This window comes from Treponema parvum, from assembly GCF_017893945.1.
In the GTDB taxonomy this organism is placed as follows: domain Bacteria; phylum Spirochaetota; class Spirochaetia; order Treponematales; family Treponemataceae; genus Treponema_D; species Treponema_D parvum_A.
Map to the genome: position 1 here is coordinate 1,738,011 of NZ_CP054257.1, position 18,888 is coordinate 1,756,898.

At 45.7% G+C, this 18,888-nt stretch carries 10 protein-coding genes; 5 read left to right on the forward strand and 5 right to left on the reverse strand.

The annotated features are described in order from the left end of the window. Window positions 1–3: 3 nt before the first annotated feature. A complete protein-coding gene (locus HRI96_RS07725) occupies window positions 4–4,758 on the reverse strand; it encodes a translocation/assembly module TamB domain-containing protein (RefSeq protein ID WP_210116810.1) in 4,755 nt (1,584 codons plus the stop codon). Between the two features lie 57 nt (window positions 4,759–4,815). Between HRI96_RS07725 and tmk the strand changes: the two genes are divergently transcribed. Genes tmk through HRI96_RS07745 form a run of 4 tightly spaced genes read left to right on the forward strand, consistent with a single transcriptional unit; the run spans window position 4,816 to window position 8,478 of the window. Further along, entirely contained in the window at window positions 4,816–5,451 is a 636-nt protein-coding gene (tmk, locus tag HRI96_RS07730) for a dTMP kinase (protein WP_210116811.1), read from the forward strand. Between the two features lie 29 nt (window positions 5,452–5,480). Beyond that, window positions 5,481–6,098 (forward strand): hypothetical protein, encoded by a 618-nt coding sequence (locus tag HRI96_RS07735; protein WP_210118661.1) that lies wholly within the window; start codon window positions 5,481–5,483, stop codon window positions 6,096–6,098. 10 nt (window positions 6,099–6,108) lie between these two features. Further along, window positions 6,109–7,269: a 3-dehydroquinate synthase gene (locus HRI96_RS07740; RefSeq protein WP_210116812.1), complete on the forward strand. Its 1,161-nt coding sequence runs from the start codon at window positions 6,109–6,111 to the stop codon at window positions 7,267–7,269. Between the two features lie 27 nt (window positions 7,270–7,296). After that, window positions 7,297–8,478 (forward strand): cysteine desulfurase family protein, encoded by a 1,182-nt coding sequence (locus HRI96_RS07745; RefSeq protein WP_210116813.1) that lies wholly within the window; start codon window positions 7,297–7,299, stop codon window positions 8,476–8,478. Between the two features lie 123 nt (window positions 8,479–8,601). Here the strand turns inward: HRI96_RS07745 and HRI96_RS07750 are convergent, their stop codons facing one another. The 4 genes from HRI96_RS07750 to HRI96_RS07765 form a co-directional block, all read right to left on the reverse strand. Beyond that, a complete protein-coding gene (locus tag HRI96_RS07750) occupies window positions 8,602–9,582 on the reverse strand; it encodes an AEC family transporter (RefSeq protein ID WP_210116814.1) in 981 nt (326 codons plus the stop codon). A gap of 45 nt (window positions 9,583–9,627) precedes the next feature. Next, window positions 9,628–11,796: a methyl-accepting chemotaxis protein gene (locus HRI96_RS07755; protein ID WP_256729184.1), complete on the reverse strand. Its 2,169-nt coding sequence runs from the start codon at window positions 11,794–11,796 to the stop codon at window positions 9,628–9,630. A 108-nt stretch (window positions 11,797–11,904) separates the two neighbouring features. After that, window positions 11,905–15,306, reverse strand: coding sequence for a hypothetical protein (locus HRI96_RS07760; protein WP_210116815.1), 3,402 nt, complete (start codon window positions 15,304–15,306; stop codon window positions 11,905–11,907). Between the two features lie 116 nt (window positions 15,307–15,422). Then, window positions 15,423–16,727 carry a hexokinase family protein gene (locus HRI96_RS07765; protein WP_210116816.1) on the reverse strand — a complete coding sequence of 435 codons (1,305 nt, stop codon included), beginning with the start codon at window positions 16,725–16,727 and terminating at the stop codon, window positions 15,423–15,425. Window positions 16,728–16,863: 136 nt separating this feature from the next. On the opposite strand from HRI96_RS07765, the gene HRI96_RS07770 reads away from it, so the two are divergent. Then, window positions 16,864–18,852: an ATP-dependent helicase gene (locus tag HRI96_RS07770; RefSeq protein ID WP_430741170.1), complete on the forward strand. Its 1,989-nt coding sequence runs from the start codon at window positions 16,864–16,866 to the stop codon at window positions 18,850–18,852. The last annotated feature ends 36 nt before the right edge of the window (window positions 18,853–18,888 follow it).

An 18,888-nucleotide genomic window follows, 5' to 3' on the forward strand; every position in this document is an offset into this window, starting at 1 on the left:
TTTTTAGAAATTAAATTTCCATGACAATGAAACTGATGTAGTAGGAATCCATCGATTTTCTTTGATCGCGTCTATATCCGGTGCGATTCCCCACCGTATGTTCACGAAAGGACTTGACATTTCCAAACCGAATTCCGGCTGGAACACAAGACCTCCGACCGTATTATTGTCGTCTATGCGGTCTTCGTCGTAAGTCCAGTGAAGCAAAGCGTCCGCATACAATTCACGGCCGAAGTACTTACCCATATAAACAGTCGAATTATCAAAAAAGTTACCGGCCGTTACCCTTCCGTTGTCAATATTAAGGTTCAGTCCCTGCTTCATCGCATTTTGAAGGATCATTGTCCGTATCGAAAATATATCAAAATTAAGCAAATCACGCAATGCGCTCTCTATTTTACGCATTACGGTAACCTGTAACGCGTAATCGCCGGTTGCCACTAAGAGGCTCGCCGCGTCGCTCGAATCGGCCGTAATTATTTGCCCCAACAATTCCATAATTTCTTTTTCGGACTTGGCGGGCGTCGCGGAAAATCTGGGCGAAAACATGCTTAAAAGCTGATTGTTCGCGGAAAGCGTAATCGTAACCTGGTTTCCGTCGTCGTCGCGTTCGCGGGTTTCGGCGCGTATGGTTATCACAGGATCCATAAACAGTTCCTGCCTGTCGGTAAAAACTATGCGTCCTTCACGCATGTAAAAATTGCGGTTAAGGTAAATGAGTTCTCCTCCGCGAAAACTTATGTCGCTGTCAAGGGCTATCCTGTTTTCGGAACTGTCGAAAGTAAAATGCAGCGGAGTGCCGGGGGCTGCTACGCCGCGGACAAGGGGATCTATGAGAACTTGAACGCTTTGCCCCATCATGATGTCAAGAGAAACGGTGAGCGTATAATTAAGCATTAATTCCTGAGAAAAAGCTATGTTTCCTCCAGTGGCGATCGACTGAGCTGCGGAGGCAAGGGCTTTTGCGGCAATGTTGACGCTCGTCTCCTTTGCATATATGGAACCAGTAACGTCCGTCTGTGTCTTTGAAACTGAAATATGCAGATCGGGACTTCCCTTTCCCGTTATGCGTATGTCTCCCAAATTCAAATCCGCAGGAACGAATACGTCGGGCGCCGTTCTTACGTCGATCGAAAGGCCGTCAAAATTCCAACGGTCGAAGCTCAAATCAAGGCTCGTAGTGACGGTGTTTCCGCGTATCTTAAACAGCGTATCGGGCATTGTCATTTCGCTGTTCTCTATCGTAAGGAACATTTTTTCACCGTAAAGGTGCTCAGGTATTATGATCGGAAGATTTATTTCGGGATCGGTGATGGTGAGACTGCCGCTGAAAGCGGGATCCGACGCAAGTCCTTCCATCCGGCAATATCCCTCGACTATTCCGTTGTGAACCGCAATAAAAGGATAAGTTAAAAGCGGCGCGAAGTCCTTTAAATCCGCATAAATTTTATCTATCGCGATGGACATTCCGTCCGAATGCACGTAGCCGCTTATAAATGACCTTATAGGAAAGCCTTCTCCAGTTTCAAAATTAACGCTGCCGTCGTCCAAAACATAGCCTGAAATCTTAATGTCGCCTGAAGAATAAACGTCGTATCTTCCGGGCGTTCTCAAAACGGAAAGTCCTGCGGCAAACGGCGACGTAAAAATAGTCCCTTCTACTTTTTCAGCTGAAACAGTGAGTATATAAGACTTGGGAACGGCCGAATTGCCGCGCTCTGAGGAAGCGCTGCCTGGTCCGGTCGAAGAAACACCGGCTGCTGAAGAAGACCCGGCAGCAGAAGAAGCGACGTCGGCCGCGGGAATACCGCCTGCCGGAGAAACGCTGCCCGGAGAATCGGAACCCGTAAAACTTAAGCTTTTTCCCGCCGGCGAAATATTATCGATTTTCATTTCAAGGGCGGTTGTTATGGATTTTTCAACGACTTTCGCTTCAAAATCGGTATTTATCGAACCCGAGCCGCTTTCAAGCGAATACTGCATGTTCATATTGCCGAAATGAAGCATAATCCAGTTTATGTCGGCGCCGGACAATGTAAAATTTTTATCTTCCAGCACCGCTTTCCCGTTAAAAAGCACCGGAGAGCCCAGCAAAGAAACTGACGACGTGCCTATGTCAAGCTGCAGGTATGGATTTTCCAACGTGCCGCTGCCTGAAAGTAAAAAAGAAACCGTGTCCGTTTGCCCTTGATTTTCGAACAATCTGTAGGCGGGAAAATTCTTTACGTCAAACTGCGCCGAAAAAAAACAATCTTTTTTTAACGTTTCAAAAGAAAAACTTCGTCTCAGCGGATTTGTAATATCGGCGGAAAAATTCCAATTTTCACCGGTTAAGGCGGAATCGGCGTCAAGCTTTAAGGTCAATGAATCAAGAATTCCGTTATTCACGTTCCACAAGACGCTTCCGTTTCCGCTTAGAATCGAAGACGCGTCGGAAATAGCAAACAATTCCATTATAAAGCCGTATCTTGAGATATTTCCGTTCATGCTCAGTTTTGGGGAAGATTTAAGACGCCCAGACGGTTCCTGCATTTCAAAACGCGATATTACTGCCGAAAATCCTTCCGCATCGGAAACGGAAAAACTTGAATCGCAGGAAGAAGTAAACACGTATTTTTTTGTGGAAAAAGGCAAATTTTCAAAATGCAAGGTGCCGCTCAAATACGGTTCAAAAATATTCGAAGGAGTTCTGTTCAATGATATTATGGACTGAAAGCCGTAATCGCCCGTAATATCTATCCAAGAAGAAGAAGCGGTTCCGTTCACGCGATAGGGAATACCGTTATACATCATATCGCTTGAAAAAAACGCTTCGTCAGCCGAACCTGAAAATTCCGCCAGCGCGGTCATATTAAAAGTCCGCTCGCCGTACAAAACGTCGAACCTTGAAATTTGAAGCGAATCGTTGTTGCCGTTTAATGAAAAGATCAGCAATTGCCGGTCTTTTTGAGTGTTTGCAATGATCGAATACGGAACGTTAAAAGAAAATGTTTCAAAATCGTACGAAAGATAGGTTTCTCCGCTGAATATATAAGGAGCCGCGGCACCAGCGTAGTTTTTAAGCGTTTCGGATTTCTGAGAGGGAAGGACAAACGCGACCGCGTTTACAATGCTGTCCATGTATAAGTTTTGGGCCGTGAGGCTCGTCTGCACATAACGGTTTCCGGGCAGATAACTTCCGTCAAAACGCAAAATTCCCGGCTCTTCCGCTTCGGTGTGAGAATAATCCGAAGCTTCAAAATTAAAGTCAAGCGAATCGTCTTCCCGCGGGATAATGGAAAGCTGCAAGGCCGTAAAGGCTTTTTCACCCAAAAATAACTGAGGCGCAAAGACCATAAATCCCTTAGGCAAAGGATCGAAATAAAGCTCGGAAGAAATTATTCCCCCGTTTGAAAGCCGAATTTTTCGAATTTGCGCGGAACCGGACAAATTCGAATTTTTTACCGAATACTCGCCTGAGTAGGAAACGTCGTAATCGCGTCCGTTCAAATCCAAAAAAGGAATCGAAAAGCCTTCGTTATCTCCCGAAACGGAATAGGAGGCCGTCAATCCGCCTGATATGAATTGATGCGGAAAATTTAATTTTCCACCGGAAGCGTATGAAATTTTTTTTGTGTCGATGAGATAGGAACCGCTTAGGTCAAGGTCGGCAGACAATCCCAGCAGTTTCCGCAATTCCTTAGCCCTGCCTGAAAAATATACAAGCTGAAAAGGCATAAGATTTTTACATGAAAACGAAAATGTAATTTCCTTTTTTTTCATATCGGCCGCAGCTTCCGCCGTAAACGGAAAAGCATTTCGCAGCGTCTTTATATAAATCTTTTCGTCGCCTGCATATTCGCACAGTAAATTAATGGAATTTATCCTGAAATCCTTGTTTGAAATGTTCGACAGATATAAGTTTGTAGTAATATTTTTTAAATCCGCAGGAAAAACTGCGTGCGCGGCAAAGCCGAACGAAAGACTTTGTCTGCCGGGTATTTTTGCGTCGGAAAAGCCTTCTGCGTCAAGCGTCAAAGGCGCGCTGCCCTTCGGTCTTGAAAACTGAAGTTTTTTTAAACGGCATAAAATATCTATTCCGGCGCCGGCGTAATGAAGCGAAATGTTTCTTACGCGCACGGAGGCCGGTAAAAAAGCCGTAAATTTTTCATAAGGCAGGTTTAAAATTTCGGATATGACTTCGGATGCTGTTTTCCGCGCGGCGGGGTTTAGGGTGTCGGCGGAATTTGTTGCATCGGCGGTTTTCCGCGCGCCGGCGGGATTTGGCGTCGCACCGGAAGGTTCGCTCACGCCCGAATCATAGGCGCCGCCTGTAAAAAGCGGATCGCGCACATTGCTTTTGCCTGCAAAAAGCGCACGGAGTCTTTCGATTGCTTTCGCGTCCGTAACGGCATTGTATTCAAGCGTCAGCCCGTTTATCACAAGGCCGGTAAGAGCTTGTTCGTATCTTCCGGTGAGCAGCTTTCTTATATCATAAGATAAAACGGCTTTTTTTACCGATAAAAGTTTATTTTTATTTTCAGGATCCGAAACTACTATACCTTTTATCCTTATTGCTGATAAAATGGAAGGCGAAAGAGACGCATACGAAAATTTAAGGCCGGTAGTTTTTTCCAATCCTGCAAAGGTTTTTACAACATAGTTACGGCTCCATTCCGACAGCCTTACAAAAGAAGGACGGATCGCTGCGAAAGCCGCAAATATGAGAAAAATAAAAATCGTACCGCCGGCGCCGGTTTTTAAAACATGCCCTTTCATAAACTATACGGATTTTCTTATTTTATTATATTGTCGAAAAAAAAACAGGTATATTTTATGGTATTAAAAAATTTTATAGCATTAGAGGGCATTGACGGTTCCGGAACGTCCACGCAGCTTAAAATTTTATCGGAAAGGCCTGAGCGTGAAAAATTTTTTATAACTGCGGAACCCACGTCGTCGCCGACAGGCGTTTTTTTGCGCCGCGTACTCAAGGGCGAACTCACGGTGGAACCGCGCACAGCCGCGTTTCTATTTGCCGCAGACAGAAACGAGCACATAAACGGCGCTAAAGGAATTCGAGAACAGATCGCGCAAGGCAAAATTGCGATAAGCGACAGATATACGTTTTCAAGCCTCGCCTATCAGTCTGTAAGCTGCGGCTGGGAACTTCCTTATAAACTGAATGAAGATTTTCCGCTTCCACAAATACTTTTCTTTTTTGAAATCCCACCGGACGTCGCGTTAAAACGCATAAAAAACCGGAATTTTACGGAAATATACGAAAAACGCGAATATCTTGAAAAGACGGCGGCGGCATACAAAAAAACTGTGTCCTTTTACGAAAAAAAAGGCGAATGCGGTAAAAACGGACGCATGAAAATCGTCCGTTTGAATGCCGAAGACTCAGTTGAAAAAACGGCCGAAATAATCTGGAGTTACGTCAAAGATCTTCCGATATTTAAAGAGTGAAATTCCATACTTTTTTTTTAAATAAATCGCTGCCGCGTTTTTTTAAAATCGCAGCGCTCGCAGCTTTTTTTTACATTTTGAATGCCGCGCAGCTTTCAGCCTACATGGTCAAATACAAAGAAGACTTTTACAGGCTTTACCACATACATTACCGCCAGGATCCAGACGACTGTATCGAAAACATCTACTGGCTTGAAAAAGCCGTTCAGGCGGACTTCGCAAACCCGCAATACGCCGACGCAAAGATCACAAACAAAAAAGAATGGGAAAAATACCGTTATCTTTACATGATGCATTTAAATCTCAAACTCATAGAACAGCATTTAAGGCTCGGAAGAATTTACGACAAAAAAGTCGCATATTTTTACGACGCGCCGTGGAAAGAAGAATATCTTAACGATTTGGACAAGGCGAAATCCTGTTACGCTGCCGGAAAATATTACTGGCAGGAAGCAAAACTTTGGGCTGAAAAAGCGAACGGCGCAAGCTTTAACTTTATGTTCATAGCCGACCTTCAAAACTGGGAAGACGAAAGGGAGCGCATAGGAACCGGCGAACTCGATTATTCTAAAATCCTTGACAGAGAACTGGAGCGCGTCCAAAACGTGATGGACGAGTTTGTTGCAATGGACGATAAAACATATTAAACTTTCACACATGCTGTCAGAATTTACAATAAAATATCCTGCGATAAATCCCGGAACCGATAAAATGACAATCAAATTTTACGAAGGACAAGCGGATCTTGCATCGCTTTTCAAAAAGCGGCTCAACGGCGAAAAAATGGACGAATCCCGCGGCGAAAGCCTTGTCGAACGCCGACGCATATTCGTAACGGACAAAACCGTTTCATCTCTAAAAAACGTTCTTCCTTTTATAAACTCATTTAAAAACGGCACTTCCGGAGGCGACGTTCTTTTAGTTCTGGAGGCCGGAGAAAAATACAAAACGATGGAAAGCGTGCTTAAGATAATAAAGACGGCGCTTGATCACAGGTTTGTAAGACACGACGTTTTTGTCGGGATAGGCGGCGGCGTCATAACCGATGTAACGGCCTTAGCCGCATCCCTTTTTAAACGCGGAGCGGTCGTAGAATTCGTTCCGACTACGCTTTTGGCGATGGTAGACGCCGCCGTCGGCGGAAAGACAGGCTGCGACTTTGAAAACTATAAAAACATGATCGGTTCCTTTTATCCTGCAAAAACTCTTTACGTTTTTCCGCATTTTGTACAAACCTTGAGCCCAAACGAATTTCGGTCGGGCTTCGCAGAGGCTCTAAAGACGGCGCTTTTATACTCCCCTTCAATGTACGAACTCATAAAAAAAAGCAAGAGCGACATTCTAAGCCGTAAAGAAGACGTGCTTTTTACGATCATCACGGAATGCGTAAAGGCAAAGGCTTCCGTCGTAGAGAGCGACTTTACGGAAAAAAACGTCCGTATGCAGCTGAATTTCGGGCATACGTTCGGACACGCGCTTGAAACCGTCGCCGGATTGGGAAAAGTTACGCACGGCGACGCCGTAGCGTGGGGAATCGGCAGAGCCGCGTGTTTGAGCTGTAATCTAAAGCTCTGCACTTCTGCATATAAAGACGAAATACTCGAACTGTTAAGTTCTTTCGGCTGGGAAACTTCGGCCTTACACAGTTCCGTTAAAAACTTACAGGATCCCGCACAAAAACTGATAGACGCAATGAAAAACGACAAAAAAAACGATTCAAGCAGCGTGCGCCTCATACTGCAAAGGGGCATAGCGGATACCGTAATTACGGAAGTTCAAGACGGCGACATTCTAAAAGTTCTGTCGTCCGGCAAATGAAAAAAATACGCAAATACGGATTAAAACATGAGCAGACCTGAAATATCGCATTATTTTGATTGGGCCGCCACATCTCCTGCCGATGAAGACATAGTTAAAAACGCTCTGGAAGAATCCATTCGCATTTGGGGAAATCCTTCGAGCGTTCATCCGGCAGGAACTCAGGCAAACTTTTTTTTAAATGCCGCAAGAGAAAAGGCCGCGGCGGCTTTGGAAGTACCGCCTTCTTCGCTTTATTTTACTTCAGGAGGAACGGAAGGCAATCACATACCCATGCTTTCCATGCTGACCCGCCCGGCACCGGCGACGATTTTGATAAGCGCCCTGGAACACCCCGCCGTCCGCGAGCAGGCTTCCGCGCTCAAAAACCTCGGTTGGAAGATTATAACGATCCCTGCGGATTCAAACGGGATAATCACTCCTGAAGCGGTTGAAAGCTGCCTTACCGACGACACGGTTTTGGTTTGCGTGATGGCGGTAAACAACGAAACGGGAGCCGTGCAGCCGGTCGTTGAAATCGCTCAAAAACTTTCAGAATTTTACAAGGGGAAACGCCGCCCCAAATTCCACGTCGACTGCGTGCAAGCCGCATGCAAGATCCGGCTTCCGCCTTTGGGCGGCGGTATAGACAGCGCAGCTTTCAGCGCTCATAAAATCTGCGGCCCCAGAGGAATAGGAATACTGTATTCGGCAAGCGAATTTACGCCTTTTTTGCGCGGAGGCGGACAAGAAAAAAATATCCGTCCCGGCACGGAAAACCTATTCGGGGCAAAAGCTGCGGCGGATTGTCTTGAACGCTACTGTATTTCCGATAAAAACCCGAAAACGCAAGAACGGCTCGAAGTCCAAATAAAACGGACAAGAGCCCTGATTCAAAATCTTTTGACGCTGAAAAACTGTATGATACTGCCACATTCCAGACAAGAAGCGCAAAATGAAAAGAATTTTTCTCCGTGGATATTACAGGCGGCATTTAAAGGGATTCCCGGACAGGTGATGGTGAGAGCTCTCGGCGCAAAGGGATTTTACATTTCTACGGGCAGCGCGTGTTCGGCAAAAAAGCGATCGCGTCCCGTATTGGAAGCGATGCACGTTAGCGCGGAAGAAAGAGAATCCGCCGTCCGTTTCAGCTTCGGCTTTTCCACTACGGAAAAAGCGATGCGGGAACTCTTTGAAGAAGTAAAAAACATATGCGGGGAATTCAGCTGATCTGCGCGCCTGTATGGAAAACTGCAAAAGCGGCGCCATGATTGCTTTGTGCTGGCGCGGCGCCCGTCCGAGCGGATCGTGTTTGCCGTATCAATGCCGAAGCCGTGCGCGTTTTTTCGTGTTTTAAAAAATTCCTTTAAATCGGAAAAAGCTTATAAAGCAAAAAAGCGTGAGCCCTGAAAAAAACGTAGTCCAAACAAGAATTTGGCCTGCCAGTTCCCCGTCGTTATTCATCTGATTGGCCATTATGGCGCTTGCAACCGCAATCGGACTGCCGAAAAGCGCGAGCAGCGCTGCATATTCAGGGCCTTTAAAATCCGTAAAGATAAGATGAGCCGCAAAAAGCCCCGCAACCGGAACCGCAACAAGGCGCACAAAAACCGCGAATGCGATCTTTGAAAAAAGCCTTTTTACGGCCGAAATTTGAAATTGGCCGCCCAAAATCACAAGAGAAAACGGGGAAGCCGCCTTTGCAAGCTCTTCTATGACCCTATATACAAAACGGATTTCTCCGTCTTTAAGCGTCCATCCGTTCACATACGGTCTTAGCGCTACCATGAGTCCGCCGAAAAAGATTCCGTCTATGAGCGGATTTTTCAGTATTTTATAAAGAATCGATCTTACGGAAATTCTTTTTTGACCTTCTTTTAAAAAGACGGTAAGCAAAAACACTGAAGAAATGTTGAAAAGCGGAATGGAGCAAGCAAGGATCACAGCTCCCATAGCCCCGCCTTCGTCGCCGAAAATAGAACGGGCAAGCGGAATTCCTATGATCGCAAAATTGGAGCGGAAAAAGGCCTGGGCCATGACGCCTTTTTGCTTGGGATCCCGCACAAAAAACACGCAAAACAAGGTTCCGATCGCGATAAGGGCAAGCATGGAAACCGACGCAAAGAGCATCACCTTATAGTAAGAGGAACTCATTTTTTTAATGTTATAAATATTTACGAACATCAAGCACGGAAGGCATACTGAAAATACGAATTTATTGCCCGCTTTTATAAAATCATCGTTAAAAAAATTGCTTTGCCGCAACGCATACCCTAAAGCGGTAAGGCACACGAGCGGCAAAACCGCATTCATCGAAAAAACAAAGGATTCCATAACCGGCGCTTATAATTTCCCTTAAATCCGAGCTTACGTTAAAAATCAAACTTTGAATTTATTTATTTCAATGATAAGATTTTCAATGCTGTCTTTGTTTTTCTTAGTGACCATGTGAACATCCTGAACGGCGTCGTTTATTTGGACGGTGCCTATGGCCATTTCATCCATACTGTCGGTTATCATGCGGGTAAGATCGTTAAGCCGATGCATTTCCTTGGATATTTCTTCTCCGCCGGTAACGATTTCCGAAGAACCGTCTCTTACCGTCATCGTAACTTCGTTTATTTCCTTCATAGCCTGCAAAACGTCGGCGCTGGCATTCTGCTGTTCTTTCATAGCCTGCACGACGGACTGTTCCTGCTCCGCAACCTTTTCGGCCAAATCGTACACCGCGGTAAAGGCTTTTTCCGCGCCATGGCCGGAAACGGTGAGCTGCTCGACTATTTCGGCGGTTTCATTCAAAACCGTTTCTATGTGTTTTCCCTGCCTGTTGGACTCTTCGGCGAGCTTTCGAATTTCATCTGCGACGACGGCAAAGCCCTTACCCGATTCGCCCGCGTGAGCGGCTTCGATAGCGGCGTTCATCGCGAGCAGGTTTGTCTGGCTGGCGATGCGCTGTATCACTTCACTGGCTTCGGCAAGCAATGCGGACTGTTCCACAACCTTTGAAACTATGCTGTTGGCTTTCATTGCGCCCTCTTTTCCTTCGAGAGACTGTTTATACAAATCCTGAATAGTTGCGTTGTTCTCTTCAAAAACCTTTCCTATGGAATTTATGTTGGCAATCATCTGCTCTACTGCGGCAGAAGATGTTTCGACGCATTTTACCTGCGCGTCCACGCTCGAATCCACATTTTTTATTATGCGGATTATGGATTCTATAGTAGAAGAAGTTTCGGTTACGCTTGCGGCCTGTGTCTGAACCTGCTGCTTTACGCCTTCGATATTCGACGTGATCTCATTTATCGCGCTTGCGCTCTGAGACATATTGGCCGACAGGCTTTCGCCCACTTCCTGCATGGTTTCGGATTCGGTCATAAGAGTGCGGATCATATGGGCTACGTTGTCCATTGTCCGGTTAAAATACTGCAAAAGCAAACTGACTTCGTCTTTGCCCTTAACCGCAATTCTGCCGGTGATGTCGCCGGAAGCGATTTTGGAAAACAAATTCTGCAATCTGCCGAAGAAAACAAGCAATCTGCCCGAAAGCAAAAATATAAGCACGAAAAACACTATGCACATTCCGGCGCCGATAAAGATCACATTGCGCACAAAATTATACACCGGCGCCAATATCTCTTCGAGTTCTACAAATGCAATGAGCTTCCAGCCGAGCCCGTCCATAGAAACAACCTGCGTCTGCCACTTTTTCCCGTCAAACGACACTTCCGTTTCACCGGACTGAATGTCGTTAAGTTCTCCAAAGGCAGGTATTCCGCTTTCGGAAAGTTTTTTAAAATTCAATTCCTTATGCTTGGGATCGGTTAAAATAGTACCGTCGTTTTGCACAAGCATCACATAACCGCCCTTGCCCACTTTTATGTTTTCTATAAAAGAAGTGAGATTTCCAAGCCCCACTTCAATGCTCATGCATCCTATAAAATTCCCGCTTTGTGAAAAAACTTTTTGAGAAAAGCATACCACGGCCTCTCCGACTGTAGACGCATAGGCGGGCGTCATTATCGTTTTTCCGTCGGCCGCGGAAGCTTGAAGGTACCATCCGCGTTTTCTGGGATCGTAGCCGGCTTTCATAACGCCGTCGAAAGAAGTCGCATAACCGCCCCATTCGGTTCCTATATACACTTCGGCAAATTCGCTCCATTGATCCTGAACATGCTTAAACAGATTCACCAAGGCCTGTTCCGTTCTGCTCATCTTTGTGTCTTTAACAGCGATATCTGATTTTGCAACGGAATAATTGTTTAAAGTGTCGTCGACGGACATTACCAAGCTGTCGGTCGCAAGCATCTGCACCATGCGCATGTTATTGCGCGTAAACGTATGCACATCCTGTTCGATCAGCGAAAGCTCCTGATCCATAAACTGCGCGTATTGCTTCATAGTCATATTGCGTATTGAATAGCCGACTATCAGGCATGCGCATAAAACAAGAACGCTCACGATGAGCATAACGGCAACGACCAATTTCGTGCGTATCGACGAAAAAAAGCCCGTTTTATTTTTTACGATTTCATTATTCAAGTCAGACATATGCACCTCGTTTACGTATTTTATTTAGCCACTTCAATTTAAAATAATCTCACATAAACTGCAAAATGTCAATTTTGTAAAATTTTGTAAAAATTTTGCACCGCAAATCTACATTAAAATCTTTGTTCGTATCCCAAAGGCAAACCTGTTTTCCTCAGCTTCTTTTCTGATCGCATATTCGCCTAAAAATCTCATGCGGATCGGAACCTGAGTAAAACTTCCCGAATTAAAGGCAAAGTAAAGATCCAAAGCGAGCCCCGCGCGGTCGTAGTAATCCGCACCGCCGTCAAAACAATTTCGTGTAAGCTCTGCGGCTCTCTTTATGTCCCAAGATCCGTAATCGCGATACTTGCATTTTCCGTTATACGACCCGACAAATGAAAAACGCTGCATGTAAAAAGGCAAGAGCATTGAAAAACCGCGCTGAACTTCATATGAGAATAAAACCAGATCTGCCGTAAGAGAAGCGAAAGTTCCCGCCGAAGGAAGGAACGAGACTGATGCGGAGTGAGGAACATTCAGCGTTGCGCCGTTTCCGTCCGGCCTTAAATTCAAAAACGGCAATATGTAAGGCAGTTTATATCCTATTTTAAAGCCTAAATTTGCATAATATGAATTGAAGTCAAGATCGGCGCAGTTATAATATTCGTTTTTTAAGGTGGGACCGGCAAAAAGTCCGCCCGCTGAATAATAAGACCTGCCGGTTTTGCGCACGGTAGAAAACATTATTTCAGAAAGATTATTCGCCGAAAACCAATCAAGCGAATTGTTTTTGCCGCTGTCGGCGTCAAAAGAATGTCCCTTCATTGCGGCGGCAGTATCGTAAAAAACAACATCGAATAGAGCGCCCGCCGGTATTGAAGACGTCAAAGCCAGCTTTCCTGCAGTTTGAAAAAGTCCCGCATCGTCAAAGACCGCAGAAGATGAAATCTCGTATTTAAAAGCGCCGGTAGAAGTTCCGCCTGAAACCGCCGCTCCGATGCCGCCCAATTTTTCGGCAATGTCGTAACCGCCGGTAAAGCTTAACATGGTTCCCATCCACGGATCCGACGTAATCCATAAAAGCCCGAGCGGAGCGCCGGCGGTTTCATTCAAAGCGGCGTCATAAAAAGGCAAGACGCTTATCGGAAGAAAAAGTCCGTCCGCAAAGTATTTAAACGGAAAATAGGGCTTTGCTCCCTGAATGCCGGGACTTTCAATTTCAGATGCGGCGGCTTTTCCATGCGTAAAATCCTTCGAATCTTCTGCAATGGTTTGCTCCGCCGGCAGCACCGAAGGCTTTTCCTCTTCAGCTAAAAAACGCTCGAATTCCACGTCGTCGCCTGAAAAAGAGCGGATCTTTTTTGAATCAAAAAACCGTGCGATATAAAGCGAATCGGGGAATTTGACGCCCTGAGAAAGGGGCTTTGCCACAGGGTAATACACTCCGCCTGAAACGTCGCGTTTTTGAAAGAACCAAAAAGCATTTCCTTTCTTATTCGCCGTGTTTTTTTTATCGAGATCGAGCGCAAAATAGCCTAGGCGCGGCAAGGAATTTTCGACCGTATATGAAAACACAAGCAAAACTCCCTTCTGCCCTGCAAGAAATCCGTCGGGCACTATCCCCGAAAGAAATTTTATGCTCACGCCGCCCGGTTCCTTAGGCAATTCGTATGTGCGGATATTTTTTGTATTTATTTCGCATAGACTGATTTTGTTTTTCATTCCGTCTTTTACGATCCAAGAAAGCATTCCGTTGCCGGCGTCCGTCAAACTGAACGGCATAAGCGTATCGTCGGCTTGATCCTGTAAAACATCATTTGTTCTTCGGCCGCTTTGAGGCGTCTGCGAGGGCGGCGTTGGCTGCGGCGTTGTGAGCGGAAGCGCCGCGGGCGACACTTGTGCGGCAGGCGACAAAGTTATAAGCGGCAATCGCGTCGTGCCGAGCGGCTGCGCCTGTGTCGAAGCCGGCATCTGCATGGCGAGCGGGTGCGACAACGCAGTGTGCGGTGCTTGCGACAACGTTGCCTGCGCAGGCACGGCAAGAGGTGTTAGGGAAAGCGGCAATCGCGACACACGGTCAAAATCCACGTACATAAACACGTCGCTTGAAATTTCCGTCTTAACGGAGGATTCCTTTATTTTATAAAGCCGTATCTGAGATCGCTGAGATTTTACGTAAACGGCGGAAAAGTATTTCTCTCCATCCGCACCGCATATTACGGCGGCGTCACGAAGGCCTGACTGCCGTGCGAACTTTAGTTTTTTTGTCTTTACGTCGTAAATGCCAGAGTAGTTTTTGCCGTCCGCAGGATTAGTTCGGCTCACGGCAAGGTATCTTCCGTCGGAAGAAAATTTTATGCGGGAAATTCCCGGCAGGGTAAAAAGTTTTTTAGGTTCGCCTTCTTCGTTAAAATGCTTTATCCAAACCGAATCGGTAGAGGAGTCTATCCACGCGATCCTTCTGCCTGCGGAAAGAACGCTGCTCGTAAGCGATGTAAAAAGTTGGGATTCAGAAGCTCGCTCTCCGTAAAACGTAACGCCGCCTCCTTTCTTTTCTGAAGCATCCGAGCCGGAAACGCTCTCCGCCGTATCCTTACCCTCGCCTGTAAGATCAGCGGGAATTTCAATAGATTCGTACCAATCGCGCCAGACATTATCCAACGGAGCGCCGAAAACTTTTTTGAACATTCCTTCGTAAAATTTCAGATCGAACCCGTTTACAAGCTTTCGCCAAAACTCGGCGTATTTTTTGTCGCCGAAGGTCTGCCTCACATAGGTGTAAAACATTCCGCCGAAAATATAGGGCATTTCACCTACGGGGAAAATATCTCTGGCTCCTGTGATTTCACGCCAACCAGGAAATTTACCGTCGATCTTTGCCTGCCGCACTACGTGAGTACTGAAAGGAGAATTCATCCGCCCTCCGGCTCTTTCGCTTTTTGCCGTTCGGCCTTCGGGACTTTCAGCCTTTACGTTACGCTTCTTGTCCACGCCTCCGGCGGAAAGTTTTTCGGCCGATCCCCCGCCACCAGCAGAAATGTTTTCGCCCATGGATTTTTTATCCGACAGGCTTTGGTCTGCAAGGCTTTCCATTAAAACGGCCGCGCCTTCCGAAACCGACGCAGGGACGTTCACAAAAGCGGGATTTAAGGCATCGCCGAAAATTTTGCCTAAGATCTTAAATCCCTTGTTTTTCATATTGAACGTAACGGCATGAACAAGTTCGTGATACAAAACGCTGAGCGCCGTGTTTGAAAAAACCGAAAATTCTTCACTAGGCAAAGTATCGTATAAAACTATCCTGTTATACGGATAAGGAGTGTAATAAGCGTTTAGATCGTCAACGGAATTCGTTATTGTGACGGGAAAGCGCCTCATCCACGGAGTTTCATAAAATTCAGCGCATATGGATTCATAGATCGCATCTATGTTTGAAGCGACTAACGAAGCTGTTTTTTCGGATCCTGAAGCGTAGATTATTTCAAAATACTTAGTCGCAACCGTGCGCTTATTGCGTTGTCCGCTCATCACGCCGCCGGCGAAGATAGGCGAAATAAGGCAAAAAACAATTACAGCGCAGAATATTTTTTTACTCATTTGCCACATTTACAGCTCGAATTCCCGAAAACGGCGCATTTATCATGCTACACTATGCGATCGGTAAGCCCCGCGACTGCAGAGCCGTACGTTATGTCGTTTTCTTTGGAAACAAGTTCGTAGGACAGACCGCGCTGATAAAATAAAAACTCTTCAAGGTAGGCGGCGCATCTTGAAGACACCTTATGGGTTTTATGAAAAGTCGTTCCGTTGCACATAATGCAAACCGGACGCGACGGATCCTTGCCTTCGCCGCTTTGTATAACAGCCGCGCAAAGCAGAGCCGCCGCATATCTTGCCGAGCGCTCTACTACGGAATCCAAAAGCTCGTATAAAATTTCAAGGTCTTTATCACAGGAGAGCGCGCATAAAGCGCCTATCTTATGATTTTTAGAATGAGGCGAATGCAAAAAAGAGTCCACTTCGATAAGCGAAAGATCTTTGAAAGCCGAAATTTCTTTACACACGGAAGGCGAAAAAAGATTTTCTTCGGCGGCGCATCTTATAACTTCAAGGGCAAGAGAGCCCAGGTATGCTCCCGAGCACTGTTTTTCAAGCAAGAACGAGCCGGGACGTATGGTTTTTTTGTCAAGCGCCTTGTCAAAATCGGACAGGTAAATCTTTGCGAACCCGCCGGATTCGCACACGACGATCTGTTTTATAAATTTTTTGCCGCCGTCCAAAGCCGTTTCAGGCTGTATATACGCGCTGTTCATTCCGGTTCCCAAAATAAAACCTACGTATGAAGAATACGATTTTCCTTTATCGGCCAAGGCGGCTCCGCCTAAAAGAGCGGCTACGGTATCGTTTAGAAGCGTGATTTTTTTCGGCCGTTTCCAGCCTCTTTTTACAAGGGCGGCGCACAGTTCTTTTCCGACGGCGGAACCGACTACTTCAGGCGCATTTATTTCTTTTGAAAAGTTTAAAAGAATTCCGTCGCCGTCAGGCGTTATCTCTATCGGATAAGAAAAGCAAAAACCTATCTTATCCGCCTTATTTTTAACGTGATCGAGGTTTTCAGCCATTCTGTCAAAAAATTCCGCCCTGCCGAGCATTTGGCCGACGCCCGGCATGGCCGTTTTTTCAAATTCGCAAACGGAAGGATTTCCTTCAGTGTCAAAGACTACAAGACCCGAGCGAAAATTCGTTCCGCCGGCGTCTATGACTATCGTACTCTCGTTTTTTATATGTTTTTCAGGCGGAACACACCACGTTTTAAGCATGGCCAAATCGGAAGGCAGGCCTTTAATACCGTTATCCATATCGTACAAAAGCGATGCGACAACCGCATTTATATCAATACGGCGAACAAAATTATGTTTTAAAAGGAAGGCACAGACATCGTGTCTCATTTCAGGCAACCGTCCTCGGCAATGTAATTATTTTAGGGAGCCTCAAAAAACTGCAGTTTTTAGAGACAGCTTTTATTATCAGTAAATATTGCAAAAAATTCAATAGAGTGTTACAGTCCGTTCCATGCCATTCGATCTGCAAAGCCTTAAGCATGAACTAAATCCGGAACAATACAGAGCGGTAACTACTACGGAAGGTCCCATCCTTATTATAGCCGGAGCCGGTTCGGGTAAAACCCGTGTGATAACTTATAGAATCGCCCACATGCTGAACATCGGCATTCCGCAGAGCCAGATCCTTGCGCTCACATTTACGAACAAGGCCGCAAAAGAAATGGAAACACGCATAAAGGAACTTACAGGCAAAAAACTGCAAAATCTTACGGTTTCCACCTTTCACGCTTTCGGCGTCCGCATATTAAGGAAACATATAGAAAAACTCGGCTGGCGGGAAAATTTTTCAATCTATGACGAAACGGATCGATCTTCGCTGATAAAAGAAACCGGGCGAGAACTTCATTTTACTCAGGATTCGCTTGACGTTTACAAGATAGGCGGCCTTTTTTCAAACATAAAGACCGGCAGAAAAAACTGGGAAAGCGCGAACGACATGTATAAAAGCCTTTACGAATCCTATCAGGAAGGTCTTAAGCTGTTTAATGCGGTGGACTTCGACGATCTTATAGTGCTGCCCATAAAACTGTTCCGCTCACATCCTGAAGTCCTTGAAGAATACAAAAACACGTACAAGTACATAATGGTAGACGAATTTCAGGATACAAGTCATCAACAATATGAGATGATGCGTCTTTTAGCCGACAAAAACGTAGCCGTAGTAGGAGACGACGATCAGTCCATATACAGCTGGAGAGGCGCCGATTACCGAAACATAATCCAATTTGAAAAAGATTTTCCGAACGTTACTGAAATCAGGCTCGAACAAAACTACCGGTCGACAACGACAATATTGGCGGCGGCTAACGGCGTAATATCGCACAACACAAACAGAAAAGACAAAAAACTCTGGAGCGAAAAGCGGGGCGGAAAACCCATAGAAATATTCATGCCCGAAAACGAAACGGCGGAAGCTGATTTTATTGCGGAGATGATACAGGGAGTTGCCGCGGAAGAACGAATAAAATACGACAATTTCGGCGTTCTGATAAGGGCGAACACACAAAGCCGCCCCATCGAAGAAGCGTTTTTGGAAGCCAACATCCCCTACACTATGAGCGGAGGAACAAGCTTTTTTCAGCGAAAAGAAATCAAAGACATTATAAGCTACTTGCGGGTGATAGCGAACCGCAACGACGACGTAAATCTTTTACGCATAATAAACGTACCCAGACGCGGCATAGGACGGACTACGATAGAAACCCTGAACAATTGTGCTAAAGCTATGGAATGTTCCATTTGGACTGCGATGGAAACAATACTGAAAACGGAAAACGCGCCCGTAAGCGAAAACGTAAAAAACGATCTGAGATCCTTTGTTTCAATAATCGAAAACAATTCTTCAATGATAAGCGGCAAAAATCTTGCAAAAAAAGCAAGGGCGCTTGTAGACCAAATAAATTACCGAGATCACCTTATAACCGAATATTCTAAAAACGAAAAGGCCGCTCGATTTAAGCTTTTAAACATTGAAAGTTTTATCGACTCTATGGAGATATGGGAAAACGACGCCGACAACTATGACGGCAATCTGTATACATATCTTAACAGGATCACGCTTTTAAGCCGCGACGATTTGGAAGACGAAGATCAGGGCAAAGTAAATCTTATGACTATCCATGCCTCAAAGGGGCTTGAATTTCCTGTAGTGTTTATAGCGGGAGCCGAAGAAGGTCTTATTCCGCATGCGCGCTCGGTCGAAGAAAACGGCGGCAGCGTAGAAGAAGAAAGGCGCCTTTTTTACGTGGCGATAACGAGAGCCAGAAACAAACTTTTTATTTCCGCCTGCCGAAAGCGCCGCCGCCAGCAAAGCATTGTCGAGTGCGAACCGTCTTGTTTTTTGGATGAAATTCCGCAAAACCTTATCGAATATCATCAACCGCCTAAAGCTCCGGACGACAAAACTGCGCTTGAATTTTTAAAACAGATGAAAAGGAACTTAAACGCCTGAACAGACGAGCCTGATTGAAAAATGCGCCGGTGCAAA